Origin of the sequence: uncultured Desulfovibrio sp. (assembly GCF_902477725.1) — a bacterium.
Classification (GTDB): Bacteria; Desulfobacterota; Desulfovibrionia; order Desulfovibrionales; family Desulfovibrionaceae; genus Desulfovibrio.
Genome location: NZ_CABSIF010000005.1, coordinates 66,097 through 83,512, shown reverse-complemented (window position 1 = coordinate 83,512; position 17,416 = coordinate 66,097). Strand labels below are relative to the sequence as shown.

Annotated in this window: 11 protein-coding genes; 1 reads left to right on the top strand and 10 read right to left on the bottom strand. The window is 48.9% G+C overall.

Annotated elements, in window-relative coordinates; translation table 11 throughout:
* Positions 1-11: 11 nt before the first annotated feature.
* From RDK48_RS05685 to RDK48_RS05645, 9 genes are all read right to left on the bottom strand, one after another.
* Positions 12-1,172: a hypothetical protein gene (locus tag RDK48_RS05685; protein WP_298996716.1), complete on the bottom strand. Its 1,161-nt coding sequence runs from the start codon at positions 1,170-1,172 to the stop codon at positions 12-14.
* Between the two features lie 68 nt (positions 1,173-1,240).
* The gene (locus tag RDK48_RS05680) at positions 1,241-1,942 is read right to left on the bottom strand and encodes an ERF family protein (protein ID WP_298996721.1); all 702 of its coding nucleotides are present in this window, start codon (positions 1,940-1,942) and stop codon (positions 1,241-1,243) included.
* 303 nt (positions 1,943-2,245) lie between these two features.
* Positions 2,246-5,602: a DEAD/DEAH box helicase family protein gene (locus RDK48_RS05675; protein WP_298996724.1), complete on the bottom strand. Its 3,357-nt coding sequence runs from the start codon at positions 5,600-5,602 to the stop codon at positions 2,246-2,248.
* Positions 5,602-8,766, bottom strand: coding sequence for a site-specific DNA-methyltransferase (locus RDK48_RS05670; protein ID WP_298996727.1), 3,165 nt, complete (start codon positions 8,764-8,766; stop codon positions 5,602-5,604). Before RDK48_RS05670 ends, RDK48_RS05675 begins: the two co-directional genes overlap by 1 nt.
* 28 nt (positions 8,767-8,794) lie before the next feature.
* Complete coding sequence (locus tag RDK48_RS05665) at positions 8,795-11,689, bottom strand: SNF2-related protein (protein ID WP_298996734.1); 2,895 nt, start codon at positions 11,687-11,689, stop codon at positions 8,795-8,797.
* Between the two features lie 332 nt (positions 11,690-12,021).
* Positions 12,022-12,681, bottom strand: coding sequence for a lysozyme inhibitor LprI family protein (locus tag RDK48_RS05660; RefSeq protein ID WP_298996737.1), 660 nt, complete (start codon positions 12,679-12,681; stop codon positions 12,022-12,024).
* Positions 12,682-12,760: 79 nt separating this feature from the next.
* Positions 12,761-14,131, bottom strand: a complete 1,371-nt coding sequence (locus tag RDK48_RS05655; RefSeq protein ID WP_298996740.1) for a hypothetical protein — start codon at positions 14,129-14,131, stop codon at positions 12,761-12,763.
* An 11-nt stretch (positions 14,132-14,142) separates the two neighbouring features.
* A complete protein-coding gene (locus RDK48_RS05650) occupies positions 14,143-14,619 on the bottom strand; it encodes a hypothetical protein (protein ID WP_298996743.1) in 477 nt (158 codons plus the stop codon).
* 28 nt (positions 14,620-14,647) lie between these two features.
* Positions 14,648-15,334, bottom strand: coding sequence for a hypothetical protein (locus tag RDK48_RS05645; protein WP_298996746.1), 687 nt, complete (start codon positions 15,332-15,334; stop codon positions 14,648-14,650).
* A gap of 151 nt (positions 15,335-15,485) precedes the next feature.
* Between RDK48_RS05645 and RDK48_RS05640 the strand changes: the two genes are divergently transcribed.
* Positions 15,486-15,824: a helix-turn-helix domain-containing protein gene (locus RDK48_RS05640; protein WP_298996748.1), complete on the top strand. Its 339-nt coding sequence runs from the start codon at positions 15,486-15,488 to the stop codon at positions 15,822-15,824.
* Positions 15,825-16,229: 405 nt separating this feature from the next.
* Here RDK48_RS05640 and RDK48_RS05635 read toward each other — a convergent pair whose 3' ends face one another.
* On the bottom strand, positions 16,230-16,856 hold the full coding sequence (locus RDK48_RS05635; RefSeq protein ID WP_298996750.1) for an inovirus-type Gp2 protein: 627 nt from the start codon (positions 16,854-16,856) through the stop codon (positions 16,230-16,232).
* Between the last annotated feature and the right edge of the window lie 560 nt (positions 16,857-17,416).

Sequence of the window (17,416 nt, the reverse complement as noted above, 5' to 3'; positions counted from 1 at the left end):
TCTCCCGAAGTTCAGTTTATGGGCGAAATGCTCAATTTTTCGAAAGGTGAGCCAGTGCGCTCGCAACAGGCCAGCAAGGTGTCCACGTCGATGCCTCTCAGGTGCTCAGCGTTAAGAATCTCGGTCAATTTCTCACGCAAAGCATCCTTGTCTAACGTGGTCCGACCTGCTGCCACTGACATGCGGAATCGGTAATTTCCCGTGTCTACCCAATCCCGCGTGCCAGCCTGGCGGTGGACCAGCTTAAGCACAGTCTCCATTTCTTTGATTTCATTACCTAAGGCCGTGCGCTGCTCCTTGAGGGCAGCCAGCTTTTCCAGAGCTGGTTCCCATTGGGGCATTTGCACGCCCTGCGGGAATTTGGGACAGCCACCGTTGTGTTCGCAGTACGAGCACAATGGGTAAAACCCTTGAGCGCAATCCACCTGTGCTAGGGTTATGTGCCCGGCGCGGAATGCTGTAAGCTCGCCCCAAAGCTGCGCCGCATGGTCAAGGGCCGTATCCAGCATGGCCTGATTAAAGCCATAGGGGCCGAATGCTTTAACCTCTTTCATGGAAAGGCAGAGCAACCACGCTTCCACGCTTGCCTCGGCAGCAATTGGGGGCATCTCAAGACCAAGCTGGGCACGGCAAAGTTGAGGGAAGGTCATTTTGTCATGCAGAATCGTGCCGTCCTCAGCACGAAGACTGAAAACGGGCTTGTTCCATGCTTTTACCAAAAGGCCGATTTGCCCGTGCAGTTGCAGCAGATGGGAATCGTGCGGTATGTCGGGCAGCTTGTCGGTGCTTTTAACTTCCAGAATCCGTATGGCATTAACGGGCGCATCCCATACCAGCACAAAATCAAGATGAGCTTTGATGGGTACACCCTGATGCTGCCAGCTGATTTCAAGCTGGGGCAATACATGCAGGCCCTGCGATGCCAGAGCTTGCCCAACCCCGGATTCGAACCAGTGCCCGCGTTGCAACGTAAGCAGGCGTTCCAGGCTATTTGTGGTGGGGAGCACCTTTCTGGCTAGTGCCGCCCGGGGGCATTCCCAGTGTTGGCCGATATCACTCATTCCCACATAGCTGGAGCGGTCGCCCAGATGGGCGAGTGTGTCTTTGTGGGCAACGGCTTGCAGGCCTTGCCGAATTAACGCCCGTAATCCTTCTGTGCGGTTCTGTTCCATGGTTTAGTCTCCATAAAAGCGAGAGGGCCGCCATCAGGCAGCCCTCTCGCTCGGTCTTTTGATTTTTGTTATGCGGCATCAACATACTTCCACCACAATTTTCTCTGCGGGTTCCAGCGGAAGCCCGAACCGGTCAGTAATTCTTTTTTGGCCTGCGTGTTGCCGGTGGCAATGATGCAAGGGCGTCCGTCCTGGGCTGTAACTTGCTGGTAGGTGATGCCTTCAAGCGGTGGAAGGCTTTCAAGACTGGCTGACAGGCGATTTGAGGGGCCTGAAATATTGTTTGTGGTGGATGAGTTGCATTGTCGCTCTTTTTGTGACTCAGGGGTGATTACGGGTAATTTTTGCCGTGTAGGCGATTTTTTGCCATTTTTAGCCCCTTCGCCATCGTCATCTTCAGTTACCATGCCCAACATGGCGGTTAGAGCGTAGCGGCGGGCATAGGTAATTGCCGATCCCATGCCCTGCGGATCGGCCTTAGGCAGAGGAACCACTGCAAGAGAGCTTTGCCACTGCCCTGACTCTGCATGCGTCAGTTTGGTGACCAGCCCTATGGTGTTGGGCTGTTCAACAGGCACAGGGTACTGGCACAACCAGATGCCGTTTTCGATGAGCGCATCGCGGCAGGCGTCCATGACACTGTTGAGGCTGGCGTACCAGCTTTTGGTGAAAGGATTTTCAGCATCCTTTGTAACAGGTTGCACGGTTCGCTGCACATCAAGTAGAGATTTGGCCAGATCTGTGATGTTTTCTGATTGGTATTGGTTCATATGGGCATCCTCCTTAGATAGCAAAACGACAAAGCCCTGCCCAGCTTAGTGCTGGACAGGGCTATTAGGATGATCTGAAGCATTACTCTGGTGTTCTCAAAAGAGTAATATGTTTTTTAAAATTTATGAATAACGTTGTTCCATTATTGTGCACCTATGTCAGGGACACTAACTTTTTAATGGCATACTTTTCGGGTGGAAGGTCAACAGAATACAGCTCCTGCTCTTCACAGAACTACAATCAAAGCCCCGTCACCTGAAAAATTTCCGTTATCCACTAACGATTTACTGCCTCTTCCCCCCTCACTCTAAAATCTTTGCGAACATTTTTTGCAAATATACGGTGTCGCCGTCTTCCATAAACAGAACATGGCGGTTTTCAAGGTCTGCCTTGGTGGTAGTGCTGGCAAGGTTCAGCAGGTTTTTATGTTCCGTGGGTGTAAGAATGAAGGCGTTTAGAACCAGCGGGGCATCGCCTGGTTTTGCCTCGGCGTGCAATTTGGCTTCCAGTACTTTAATTTCTTGATACAGACCAAGTTTTGGGTCGGAAAGGTCAAGTTGCCGCAAGCCCTTGGGGTCTACAAAGCTTAGCCACTGTTTGCCTGTGGCATCGTCCACCAGCCACAGTAAAAAGTCTGGGTAGAAGTTGCCAGCCAGGGCAAAGCCAAGGCCTTTTTCTTCGCTGGCGGCGTTACGAAGTAAATACAGGCTGTAGCCTTTAAGGCATGCCTTGCCGTGTGCTGAAGCATAGAAGGCTTCCAGCGCCTTTACAAATTCCCATTCACTGGGGGCATCAAAGGCAAGGGGCCGCATTTTTAAGGGCACGGCTTCTTTATCTTCCAATGAAAGCAATGGGTAATACAAGTGTCTGTCAAAGCTTATGGCCACCATGTGTGGTGCATTCCATGTGCTGGCTTCACCAATCTCCCCATTCGTCACAAGTTCTTTTAACTTATTCAATTTTTCCAGGTATTCTTTGCCCGTGTCTGTGTTATCAATGGCAAACTGGTACAGGTGCAGCATGGAACCATGCTCTTCAGTCACATGGGTTATATCGTAAAACTGGCCTTCATAGGCATTTTTCAGGGCCTTGTAAAAACGCTCAGTATAGTCCACCAGAAGCTGGCGCAAAATACCTTCCTGCTTTTTCACATCGGCAAAGACAGTAATTTCTAGCTCTGACTGGGGTATCAAAAGAGTATACCAGTCTTGCGAGGCAACACAAAAATCATAAAGCTTCTGCTTGTTCAGCCGCAGGTTGCTCCAACTACGCTGCATTTTATAGTCTTGCAGGACAAGATACAGGCTGTCCCAGTCGAACAGGCTAAAAAGCGCAGGATCTAGCTTGCCTTTGTGGCGGGCATCATTGCTGCTGTGGGCGCTGGCCCCCTTGCTACCCAGTGCTTCCACCCTTGGGTAGAGGTCTAGCAGCACATGCGGTTGTTTGATTTTTCCCAGGAATTCTGCAGGCACTTCATATAGCCAGGGAAAATGCGTGCGCTTGAAGCCCATTTTTTGGTTGTCTTTGTAGCCATCTTTCAGGGCCAGGGTTTTCAGCTTGGCAGCAGGCAGGTTGGGCTGCGTGGGAAAATCCAGCTCCAGAATTTCATCACTGGGGGTAATGCCTTCTTCCTTCAAATAGTCTTTGAAGGCTGCCATATACCCTGCCCGCACACCAAACACGTTGAGCGTTTCCAACTTGTCCACATGGGTGCCTTTGGGGCGTTCATGCTCCAATGTGCGCTTCAGGGAAAAGCCTTTGCCTTTAAGGCGCACACCACGCCCAAAAAGCTGGATAATTTGCGAGCCTTCGCTAGAGCCCATGTTCAATAGGCCCATTGTTGCTACGCGCCAGCTGCTCCAGCCCTCGGTAAACTTGCGTGAACCAATAAGCACGTTGGTTTTACTTGTGGTGGTGTTAATGCTGTGAAACTGGGCTTCAGAAAATTCGTCCTGCTCCTGGTCAAAATCGGTTTGTTCATCAGCCAGTTTGAAAAAGCCAGAATCATCGCCAATGCTAATAAGCCCGAAGGGGTCTGCACCGCCCACCCGCAAGGCTAGCTCGCCCTTGCTGTTTTTTATGTTCACCAACTTCAGGCGTTGCCGGGCAGGGGCATTGAACACCCGGCGCAGAATGTCGGCATACAGGGCTCCCGGCTTTTCCATAAAGCCCATAAGCGGTGTGAAACGCCCAAGGAAAATGTTGTTGCCTTTGGCGTCCAGTATGTGGGCTTTATCTGCCACAAGGTCTGCCAGCCAGGTTGTTATAAGGGCATCATTATTCAGGAAGTATGCAAAAAAGTTCACCACTTCCATAATGTCAGAATCTTCTGCAGAAACGGTGTTGCCCACAAACACCCACAGGGGCTTTTCAACATTAATGTCGCGCAGCCTTTCCCCGTGGGTGTCCCACAGCCAAAGCTGCTGGTAAAAAGCAAGCAGGCAGGCGGTGAAATACTTTTTTGCGTTGTCTTCACTTTCATACGCCTTGCCAGCCATGTTCAGAATGAGAGAGTCTTTACCGTAGCCGTCTTCATAAAAAAACTTATAGGAATAATCGAACAGAATGCACTTTGCATAAATTTCTTTGGTAGCGCCAATGCGGGCCTTACGTTGTTCTTCTGCCGTAAGCACAAGCTGTGCTTTTTGCGCCTCGGTGAGTTTTTTCAAGCTGGCAGTTTCAAACAGCATTTTGGCCCGTTTTTTCAGGGCTTCTTCTTCAGCTGCCTGCACAGTAAGCCCTTTGGCCACGGCCTGCCCAAACGTGGCGGAATATTCAAAGGCAAAGCCCCCACGCACCAGTGCCTCGCGCCTGCTTAACCAAGCCCCGGCGGTGGTACTGGAACCTCTGTGCCCTTCATCTACCAACACCAGATTGTTGCCTTCAAAGGCTTCTACAGCAACGGTTTTGTCGCCCATTTCATCGCCAAGCTTGTTAATGTCAATCACTTCTATGGTGCTTGGCGTTGGCAGGGTGTTGTTTTTATCAAACAGCCTGCCGGAAAAGCCTGAGAGCTGCATTTCTTGCACGTGCTGGCGGGAAAGTCCTTCATTGGGTGTAAGCAGAATAATTTTGCTGGGCCAAATGTTGCTGTTGCCTGCCTGAAAATAGTGTAAATATTGTAAAATGTTCACATGCAGCAGCAGGGTTTTGCCGCTGCCCGTGGCATTCCAGAAGGCAATTTTGTTTAAGTCGTCCGCCTCAAAGGGGCTGAAGTTTTCACTACCTTCTTCTTTATTATATTGGGCAAGCTCTTCATTCAGGCCGTCCAGCATTTCCTGCTTGTGGTTGAAGTACCAGTCCAGATAAATTTCGGTAAACAGCAGGGAAAGGTACTGAAAGTACTTCATGTGCAGCACATGTCCTTCCTGCTTGTTACGCTGCTGGGTAATGCGCAGCCAGTGCGCTACAATGTTCAGGTCGTAACGGCGCAGAGTGGCATGGGGAATTTTATCCACTTCAATCAAGGTGCGTGTGAGCTCGTGAAAGTAGTGTGTTTGGCCATCCTCTGCCAGTCCTTCCAGCCTGTCTGCCCCAAGGCGGACTTTTAAAGAAGCAAGGCCGCCCCCCATAAAAAAGCCGAACATCCAGCGGTTCAGCACAAGATCCTGGTGAAAGCTGCGTTTTTGGGTGCCCTTTTTTTTCTGCGGTGCAGCCATTATGCCCCCTCCACCGCAAACATACGTTCCAGAAACTCCGTTTCAATCTGGCGTAGCTTCAGGGTTTTGGTGCCCCCGCCTTCTGCCGCTGTTTGGGCAAGCACGGTGGGAATGTTGTGGTCGCCGTTAATGTACACTACGTCATATTCACTATCTGCCGGGTTAATGGCAAGTTTTTCGCACAGTTCTGCAAGAGTTTCATAGCCCAGTGTTTCGCAGTCACGCCAAAGCACAAGGCAGTTTTCCCCGCTGGGCAGGGTGCCTTCCACCGTCACAAAGCCTCGATTTTTTTGGCTGTCAATGTGCTTAACCCGAAGCCCCAGCAGGTAGTTGAAAGTTTCCACCAAATCAACGGCGCGTGGGGCAAAGGCCCCGGCAGAATCTATGCTCACATTCAAGGTGTAATGGAAGGGTTTGGCAAAGTCTTCCACAGAAAGGAGAGAGCCTTTGCTTTCCACATCCAGCATATACTGCACCAGATATTCGTTTTGGACTTTTTCAGGCAGCAATTCGAGCATACTGGTTTGCATGGCACTGCGTTGCAGCTTCAGGTTGTTCAGGGCATCTTCATACGATTCAAGGCGAATGTACTTGAAGCAGTGAGAAATACCCGTGTTGCGGGCTACGGGCTTGCCGTTTTTCCACTCGCTGCCATACACCACCTTGGCAATGCGGGGTTTGAGTACGGTGTTGAAGTAGTCGCCCATTTCCACTAGAATGTACTTACGCTTGCCGCCATCTTCCCGGTTCAGGTTGATAACGGCATGACCTGTTGTGCCGGAGCCTGCGAAAAAGTCCAGCGTTACGTCATGTGCTGCTTCAATGCCAGAGGCTTTTAATGCGTCAATGACTAGTTGTTTTGCCTTTGGAAAATCAAATGGCTTATCTCCAAAAAGCCCCTTAAGTTCCGTTGCACCATAGTTGGCAGAGGCATATTCACTCTTATCCCACCATGTTGATGGGGCTGCCGTAGTATCCATACGAGTCTTGAAATCAATAGTAATTTCTCCCTGCTCGTTTCTTCGTACTCGATACTCGCCATATTCCTCAGAAACACGCTTATGGCCTCTTTGCCACCTTTTTTCAATTGTGCCTTGATCTGTTTTTTTTATTGGGTAAACCAAAGTCTCTTCTTCATTACATTCTTCAAGAAGAATATATTCTCGCCTCGGATCATTCCATTTCATGTCCAATATGCGAATTTGATTGCTTTTAGTTACAGCGATCGGATAATAAAGTTTTGGTCTATCGGTTCTTAGGTCATTATTCCCAGAACGAATAAAATTCATCCACGCATATTGACCTAGCTGATCTGTATGGGGATATCGTGATAATTTCCCCTCTGTGGAACCTATGGTTGCAGGGGTAGCTTCATCACCACATCCAAAAAAATACATATATTCATGGACAGGCGATAATTTTTCCTTCGCTTTACGGCTCTGCGGATTAGAGCGCACAACTGCAACTCCAAGCGCTTTGGGAAAGGTAGATTTTAATAAATGATCTAGAGATGAAGCTTCTTGATCGTCAATTGCAACACTAATAATACCGTTTAATCTCATAAGTCTTTTGGCAACATCCAATCTGTTTTGCATCAAAGCAATCCAAGACGAATCCTTATAACCATTCTTGTATACTATCGCTGACGCATCCGTATTATACGGTGGATCAATGTACACACACTTCACCTGTTCTCTGTACCGTTCCTGCAAAAGGTTCAGTGCTTGGAAGTTTTCGGAATGCACCAGCAGGCCGTCGCACTGCTCGTCAAAATTGTCTATGCTGGTCAGCAGTTTGGCTTTAAAGGTGTCATCAAAAAAGCGGGTGTCCAGCACAAGATTGGTATTGGCCTGCAAAAAGAGTAGGGTAAGGGGCCGGGTGAAGCCGGGGGCTTCTTGCACGGCAAACAACTGCTCCCATTCGTCAATTTGCGCTTCATTTTTGGCAATTTCGGCATACAGGCTTGGTGGCACTCTGTCCAAGGTTATGCAATAGTTGGTTTCCACCACAAATTTCTTTTTCAGCCACAGCTTTTTCTGGAAGTCTTCCAACTGGGCCAAAAACACAATAAGTTCCCCGGCAATGGCCCGCAGGCACTGTATCATGCGCAGGTTTTGTTCAATGTCTGCAAAGGTGTTGGCATTTTGCACATCGTCCAGGTGCAGCACTTCGTTTTTTATGTAAAAGTCCAGTTCCCGGCGTAAAAAACCGCCCAAATCTTTATGAATAAAGTAGTCTGCGGTGTGTTTGGCGGTGTAGTCGGTAAGGTGCTTTTCCAGCAGGGTGCGTTTGGGCTTTTTTTCTGTGGGGGTGCGCTTTTCCAGGGCCAGCCAGCGGGCCTTTACCGTGGCATGGCCAAGCACTGTTTCCACAGCCCCTGCAGTAAGGGTTTCCTGCTTGCTGCCCTTGGGCTGCGCCTTGTATTCAAAGTAAATAACCAGTTCCTTCTTGCCTGCATCCCCGGTTATTTCTTCCACAGGCACAAGGTTTTCTTCATATTCTTCGCCTTCCTCGTCTACCCGTGTTACGGTTTTGGCTTCCACCAGGGTAAAGCGGCGTTCTTTTTCATTGTCCTTATTGTTGTCTTTGGCGGTGTCCGCTGCCACAAGGCGAAAATGCACCAGCCTGCCGTCTTCCAGGCGGAAGCTGTAGTTGGTGAAGCTTTCCCCGCTTTTGGTGTAGTACTGATCTTTGTTGGCCCAGTGCAGCACCACTTCTTCCCCTGCGTAGGGAATGGCGTAGGTGTCGCCCTTGTAACGGCGCAGGCTTAAAAAATCGCCTTTTTCATAGTAGCGGGAAAAAAAGACGAGCAGGTGAGAGAACACAGCGTTTTCATATTCGCTGCTGCCCTGCCGGGCAGCGGCAAGCTTGGCCTTCAATTCCAACACCTTGGGCACGCTTTCTGCCGCAACGCCAAGGGCAGCGGCCTTATCAATGGCTTTTTTCAGTTCTTCCTGCACGCTTTCAATATTGGCTGTGTTGCCAGCGGCAAGGGAAGCAGCCACCTTTGCGGGCAGTTTTTTTTCCAGATATTCGTTAATTTCTTGCTGGCGGGAATTCAAAATGCGGTAAATGCCAAAGTCCAGGTCTGGCCTGTCTATTTGAAAAATTTCGCGCAGTTTGGAGACAAGCTCCTGGAATTTGGCAGAATGCGTTGCTTGCATGGAGTTTCCCTTCATAATTCAATGGTAACTAAACAACGGTCCAGCGTATGGTAAACACCGGGTTAATTGTGGATTTTTGGTGCATGCGCTTTTCAAGCGAGTCCACAAGGCGGTCGCGCTTTTCAGCTATTTCGTCTTCAAGGTCAAAAATGCGGGTACGCAGAGTGCGCTTTTTCCGCTCCCAGCGGGATATCTCTTCCTGCAGGGTGTGCTGTTGCTGCATGGTGGTGGCCTGGCGGCACTGGCGCTGCAATTCTTTTATGCGGCGTTTGGTGTCGTCAATTTCTTTTTGGGCGGCAAGTTCCATGTCTTCTGCCCATTTATCAAGCTGGTCGCGGGCTTCGGCAAAGTGTTTATTGTTTTCTTCCAGGTTTTTGGCAAGCATGGCCAGTGCATGGCGTTCCTGTTCTTGTCCAAGGCGGTGTTGTACCTGCTGGGGTACAGCTGTCAGGGGCTGGGTTTGCCCCTGGCAGTGGAACAGTTTTTCACACGTTTCCTGGTCAAGACTGTTGCCAGCATCATCAAAGGCAGAAAACAGCAGGTATTCCTGTGCGTCAAAGGAATCTACCCGCATGTGCTGCAAATGCAACCAGCCTGCTTTGCCCTTTAGCCGTTCAACAAGGGCTATACGGGTGGGATTGCCCGTTACCTGAAACACCACCTGCGCCGAGGGGCAGGGGCCATGCAGGGCTTTTTGCACGGCATATTCCCCAAGGGGGTGGCTTAGGCGGTATAAAAACTGCCCCGGTATGTTGGACTGCTGTTTGGAAATAAGGTGGTAGGTGCCTGTGGCAATGCCCTGAGCCGGGCTTTTGTGCAGAGCAAAGGCACAGACGGCATCGTCAAATTCCGCATGATTTTTCAGTGTGTGCCGGGTTACGGCCCAAAACATTCTGCCAATGCGGTCTAACCGTTCCTGTGTGCCTGCAAGATTTACCTTAAGCCGTTCGTGCACGTCTTCATCAAAATGTTCCAGCAATATTTTACGGGTGTCGCACATTTTGGTTTGAATCTGTTCGTCCAGCTCTGCCTGCAGCTTCTCGAACGCGGATTGAATTTCTTCTTCGCTCCGACACCCTTGGTATATTTCCAGGATACGGCGTTCAAAATCCACACCGGCTTCAATTGAGCCAAGAACATCATCGCTGGCCCCGAATACGCCGGTAAACAGCTTGAATTTTTGTTCCAGCAGCTCATGGACGCGCCGGTCGGCCTCGTTGCGCTCGTTGAGAAAGTTGATAACGACGACATCGTGTTTCTGCCCGTAACGGTGACAACGGCCAATCCGTTGTTCGATGCGCTGAGGGTTCCAGGGCAGATCAAAGTTGACGATGGCTGAACAAAACTGAAGGTTAAGACCTTCTGCACCAGCCTCTGTTGCAATCAACACACTTGCTCGATCACGGAAACGGTCAATAATTGCCGCTCTGAGGTCCACCTGACGAGAACCGGTCGCACGACCTGATTCCTTGTTGGCGGCAAGCCAATCCTGATAAATTTGGCCGGAGGCATCATCTTTGTTGGTGCCATTGAAAGTCAACACCTGACCAGCATACCCATTCCCTTCTAGGAAATCTTTTAGCCAATTTTGAGTTCGACGGGATTCGGTAAAAATTACTACCTTTTTAGCCGCACCCATTTCTTCCATAGCGCTAAAACCGACATCCAGGGCTGTCAGAAGCGCTTTCGTTTTTGTGTCAATGCCAAGACTTCTAGCCCAGCGAGTATAGTCATTCAGTTCTTTAATTTCAGCATTAAGCTTTTCCAGATCGACTTTTTTCCTCTGCGGCTCAGGCACGTTCGCGGGCATAGAGGATTCATCCTCAAGGGAGGCCTCCTCCTGGTCTTCGAGAATTTCATCGAGGAGATCGTCGTCAATTTCTTCACCGGAAATCAAAAGGTCCAAAGCGTCCGCATTTAGCTTGGCTTCGTCTCTCAATTTAAGCAGACGGTCACGCATGATCTCAAGTGTTCCCGCTACGGCGTGTGGCGAGGATGCCAGAACTTTTCGGACGAGAAGTATGAGGAGATGTTTTTGTCCTGATGGTAGCGCATAGGTTTCGCCACGCATGAGATAGCTGGAAACTGCCTCATACAGTTCGTGTTCCCGCTCTGTGGGTTTGAACGGTCTGGTAATGAGCCTGCGCTCGGTGTAGCGCACAAATTCGATGACCTGGCTGCGTAGCGAACGCCAGCAAAATGTGGCCAGGCGTTCCCGCAGGCCAGAAATATCGCCACCATAGTTAATGTACTGCGTTCTGAAAGATGCCAAATCACCAAATAGCCGGTCATCGATCAAGGTCGAAAGGCCATAGAGCTCGATCAGAGAATTTTGCAGAGGCGTAGCTGTCAAAAGCAGCTTTTTGCGATCTTCAGTTGCCCAGCGGATACGCTGGCCTAACCGATTGCTTTCCCTGTAGGCATTACGGAGTTTGTGAGCTTCATCAATAACCACAAGATCCCAGGCAATCTCTTTGAGTTCTTCCGCACGGCTGGCGGCAAAGTGCATGGAACAAATGATGATTTGCTTGTCCCTGAACGGGTTCAGAACGCCAAGCTTTTGCTGGTCTTTATAAGCTTTTGCATCCAAAACGATGGATGGCAGATTAAATTTTTCGGCGAGCTCCAGTGCCCACTGCTTGCGAAGCGAGGCGGGACTAACAACCAGAATGTTTCGCCTGCGTTCTGCCCAGTATTGGCATAATACAAGACCAGCCTCGATAGTCTTGCCAAGGCCGACCTCGTCGGCAAGCAACACTCCCTTTGAAATGGGTGAGCGTAATGCGAAAAGAGCTGCTTCAATCTGGTGTGGATTCAAATCTACACACGCATCAAACAACGCACGTCCAAGGCGATCAACACCAGCACCACCAGACTTCATCAACTCAAGGGCGTAATACTTTGCATGGAAATTTGTAATCATTTGTGGCCCGATTGTATGGACAGGTTGCCGAATTTGTTAAGCTCTAGGGCAGTTTATCATGCCGACTTTGAGGTTGAATTCCCACCAGTATACGGCCATTGGACGCTGGCCGTCAAAAGCTATATGCTGCAGCTGTTCGTGTGGTTCTGAACTGTGAGCAACGCAGAGGACGGTAGCTCCGCTGCTGCATATGTATGCTATAATCAATAGAAGCATTTTTGAAAAAAGAAGCATGAAAAGCCCGACCTCAAGTGAGGCGGGCTTTATCGTGCAAGAAAGTTTTGCAAACTGTATCAGGTTATTTGAGCTAGTCAGAATTATCCAACGGGTTTTTACTGCTGCGCTTTAAGTCTTTCAGCTTGTCGTTGAGTTTCTTCCAGGATGAAAGAATTTGCGGACAGAGCACTCAGGCTCCCCCCTCCGTCAAGTGCTCTGAGTGCGATGGCCATCTTGTCACGCCAGACCAGCCATGCCTGTTGGGCAGCTTTGAGCGCGGCCTTGTCCTGCTCAGATTCCAGAGAAGACAGTGCGGTTTTATAGTTGGCGTTCAGTTGCTTGTCCCACAGAGTAGTTGCCTGTCGGATGCACTGCAGCACGGAATCCGTCACACCAACGGCTTTATCAATGCATTCATCAAGAGAAAAGGTCTGAGGTTGGGCGGTGAGAGGGCCCCCATCCTTACATACATATTGCCGAGAGCATTCATTGCCTAACTCATTCCAGAATTGCTGCAATTCAAGAGCTGCTTTGACATGTGCCCCTTTCTGCCCGAAAAACTTGGCGGCATTGTCCTCCCCACAGAGGAAGGTTAAGTCCTCGCCATTACGAAGTCGTATGGTCGAGTAACAAAAATCCTCGCACGCTGTTCCTAAATACACCCCCTCAACCGCTTCTGTCCCCAAAACCTTATCGGGGCACATGGATTTACTTGCCGCGGAGGCATTGCCTGAGAGCAGAATTACTGCAATTAATATGTGGAAGATAACCCTCATGCCCGTATCTCCTCGGTGTTGAATTATACCTATAAATGGCGCGTGATACTGTATGCAAGAGGTGCTTGAGTAATAGGCGTCAAACCGGTAGTGGTGCGGCCTTGATTTCCAGAACTTCAAGCTGTGCAACATAGCTCTGTAGCTGTTCGATTTCTTTAGCTTCAATTTCTCCCCATAACTTAAAATGCTTCTGCAGCAACGCCCACTTGAGTGCGTGGAAGCCGTTCCAAGCCAGCCCCATCCAGGAAGCATAGTTAAGGTTGAGGAGATTTTGAGTGATATACATCCTGCCAGCGTTGACGCCACTAAATGTACCGAACGCCAATGCCAGAAGTATGCGGAACCGTGGGTTCATTCTGGTTGGCACGGTGTCCAAAAGAGTTTGTCCAAAAGGAGCATCGTATAGTTTGACCTGCTTGCCGACGTAGAAGGCACGAAGCAGCACCTCCATAATTGCAACAGGAATGCTTGTTGCTACGAATTGACGGAAGTCATAGCCTCTAACGTACATCCATTCGATTTGCTTCCCGAAGTTCGAATCACCAACAGGGATATTCTCAAACATGCGCAGCAAGCCCATGAAGGGCGCAGGCAATCCCATCCCCCTGTTGCCGTTGGCAGAAGGGGCGTTCACGTCTGAAAGCAGGTGCCCAAACATTCGTCCAATCATCTGAAAAACCGTGCCGCCAACCGGGGGCTTTGTACTGGAATAGCTCGTAATACTGCCATTGTGTACGACTGTGCAGGTATTGCGCAGCATATCAAGCACGCCAAATATGAGGCCTAGTACGGGGTCGTGCGACAGCGCGCGCAAACGATGGTTGGTTGGAGTGATGGTTTTTGCTGGGGCTCCCAGAAGGTCGCTGATCACTGAAGAATCTGGAGCTCCAATCGTATATGCATCACTGAGCTTTTTGCTCAAATCGGGTGGAATGAGCTTGTTGAATGCCTCTTGCACTGCACGGTTAAAAATTCCGTCTGCCTGTTGCGTGAAAGCGGCAGTCGGCTTGAGGGGGGCTCTGACACACAGAATATCCAACATGGCTGCAAACAATCCACAGCAACCTGCAATGGCATAGTCCCAACCATCAAGGCCATAGCGCTGGTTGAAGCTGGCTATATGTGCATCATAGCGGGCTTGGGCTTCTGCAAACTCAGCATTGTTCAGCACATCCGTAAGGCTGATGGCCTTTGGGTAAAGCTGCTCTGCCATGGAGTAAATGTTCGTCACTTCCTCTTGTGGCAACGGCTTGTGAGTACCCCATTGGGCAAGAATTGACTCTTTCACTTGGAGCACATCCGGCGTGGCATTGACTGAGCTTCCAGTAAGTATTGTCAGCTCGTTGCGCAATGTGACCAGGTCGGCAGCCATGTCGTGATGGCAATCATCAATCTTCTCACCCCGATCCTGAAGCAGACAAATAGCTTTGAGCTCTTTCTGGTACGGCATGGTTGCGTCCGTTAGGCCTGCTTGGCCTTCAAAAATTCTATCGTTGCCTTGATTGTTGCTATTTCATCCTTGAAGTATTCGGCATTTTTCATAAGCCGAGTTTGGATGTTGAACAGCTTCTCAATGGCCGTACCCAGTGCCGCAGCAAGTTTGGCATTCTTATGCTTTTTGGCTAAGGCGTAGCCAAGTACGCCAAGCGCGGCTACAGGGGCTGCCAGCACCCCAATTCCAGCAACCATCCCTCCACCTACAAGGGCACCAGCAGCAGCCAAGCCTGAGGTTATTCCCGCAGCGGAGAGTCCTGAAACCCCAAGAAAGGTGAGCGCGGCGAATGATCCTGCTGCCCCTGTCCCTGCTCCCAAGGCAGTTGCTAATCCTTCTGAGATTCCTGGGTAGTCGTTTTCCAGCGCTTTGATAACAGAGTGTGTTTCTTCACTGGCTTCTTCCCGCATGGCTGCTACCGCCTGTTCGCTCATATGCTCTTGCATAAAACTGCCTCACTATTATGGCGGTTGCTTAATCGCTAGTAATTGCTTTCAAAAAATCATTAAACGTGAGATTGGGGAGTCCATCTCCTCCGAATTGAGAAAGAGCAAAACTCTTTTTGTTGTTGCTTATTTTCCATTCTATAAAAACTTGTGAACCTGGCGTCCAAAAGTAAGTCTTGATAGAATCACGTACGACGGATTCAAATATTTTTATGCACTCTTCAGCTTGTGCATTCCATTCTGGAGAAACATTTACTCCGGTAGCAGCAGATAATTTTTGGCAGTCGATGGCTCGAGGCAATAATCCCGTTTTGACGTGTTGATATTTCTCAAAATCAACACGATTGGCTTCACCCAGAGTCTGCGGAAGACGATGAAATGCTGCTAACATCTGTGTGAGTTTCTCTTTGGTAGTGTCAGGTGCTAATATGCCATGGTTTACCATCATCAATAGCAACTGATAAAGCGCAACATCCATTTTTTCATGTAATTTTGGTGAAATGCGCCCATCAAAGCGGACAACAGTTTCACCAATAGCAGTCTGTGATGAGGACCATTTTATTTTCTCAAAATTGCTGTCCAGAATTTTTCCAACAGTTGTGGTGGGGTATCCAGTAAAACTTCCATTTTTTACTAATTCCACGTCACTATTGCTGAAACAGCCCGCAGTCAGGACTAACAGGGCGACAAGCGCAGCAGGCAGGCATTTTTTCATCGTGATCTCCATGCAATGTGTTGTTGAATATAACGAAGCGTGAATTTTGGTATTAAACAAGTTTTAGTTGTTGATTTTGACAACTACTACTCCCTTACAAGTATTGTCAAGGCGCTCCAAGATTTGTGCATAACAATCGCAGGAGATCTTGATGAGCAACAGCCAAGAATCATTAATAAAAATTCTGGGAACGAACATCGCAGTTCGAAGGAAAGCGCTTGGGATGAGTCAGGAAATTTTGGCGGAGAAAATAGGCATAACCCAGCAGGCTCTGGCACGGATGGAGCAGGGGAAAATTGCCCCCAAGCTTACCAGGTTGCCCGAATTGGCTGGAGCCCTGCAATGTACGGTTGCAAATCTTGTAACGGTTCAGGAAGGCGACACGCTTGAGGCCAGCAGCAGACTACAGGCCGCGTTAGAAAGAGTTCCAGCCCATAAGCAGGCAGCCTTTATTCAGCAAGTCTGGCTGACAGTTGAATTGATGCGATGAGTGGATCATTCTCAGCGCATACCACTTGGATTGGTGCCGATTCGATTGCTGGAAAGAATACACGCCTTACCGGTTTATTGCTGTGGCCTTCGTTGAACGTCTGTTTTGCTCTGACCTAGCTAGATGAACAGCTTATGACCGTTCCCGAATCTGGATGGAGGCATTGCTCAACTTGGTGGTAGAGATTGCCAAAGAGATGAATTTGAAGAATGAGAAATGAAGGTGAGTGTTGCTCGTGAAGCCAACACTCACCTTTTCAAATGCATATAGCGTTGCGATAGGGGATGGCAGGATCAAAGCTTCTAATAGGGGCTCGTCCTAAACAAAACCCTAGAGGTTCTTTTTCTTACGCCTCTGGCTATCCATGGAATTGGGTATATCAATCTCAGCAGAATCAGTGATTTTTTAGTTGTCATTTTTCTTCTTTCTCCTGGATGAGGATGACACCCATGATCCCTCAGGGGTGTGTTTCTTGGAGCTAGTTTTAGCCAGATAACTGCCAGCATAAACTGTGTTATTCATCTGCTGCTCAAAATCATCAGAGTTTCTGTTGATCATAATGCCTGTATTTCCATTACTTTCTGAAAAATGGACAAGTCCATCATTGTCAGTATCAAGCTTATTTTTTACCTGCTTGTTAAGTTCAGAAAAAATGGAGTAGCCATTCTGGATGGCATTGCCGTTAGCAAATGCCATGACATGGAAATGGGGATTAGCCTCTGGAGAGGTTTGCTCTGTTGTTACAATGAATTTGATATCTGGGTTGTTCTTCGAGTCTTTAAATCTTGAGTTGATGTTTCTTTTGGTGTTCTCAATAACACGAGTAACATCTCTTCTTGTAAGAACTCTTTCAGAGTCCTGTTCCGAGCGTACATCTGCTCTTACAGCAAGAACCCTCGAATGGTTTTCGGTCATGTACTCAACAGTATCAACTAGTTGGTCTAAACATTTCGTGCTGCATGGCAGGTTGTTGTCTTTGCCTGTGTTGATGGGGTATCCACGATACGTGTTTGATGTGGTGGTCTTTTGCATGATAGTCCTCCAATTTTTATAAAAGTCATTTTATTTAGCTGGCTTAGTAAATAATAACAGGGGCATGCATCTTGGTAATGCATGCCCCTGTGTTGTTTGCTAATGGTGGGTAATGGCTATCCTAGCCTTTTATACTTGTTTATCTCTGTACAGAGATATTACCAATTAACCGGGTAAGGGCTTCGTGCTTTCTCCCTTACCTCTCCGTATGTTTTTTTTAGCCCCTCCCCATCCACTCCGCATATTATATTATGCGACAAAGTTATTCGTTCACATATTTCCATCATCTGGAATCTCGGCATAGTTAACGGCCAGCCTCTCTACATATGGACGCCGAAGAGCAAGAGGGCCTAGCCGTCGATGGCAATCAGACTTGAGCTGTGCACACCTGAAGAAAGAATTAAGCGATGACATCCCATACGGGGGCCATGAAATTGCTGTTGTTGCCAGTTGCCCCCCCCCAAGTAGGACTTAGTCGGGTCTCGTCAAAGGATACTGATTGCCACCTTGCTTTAAGGGGCGTCGCATGAACTTTGCCGATTAGTTCTGCATCGCTTGAT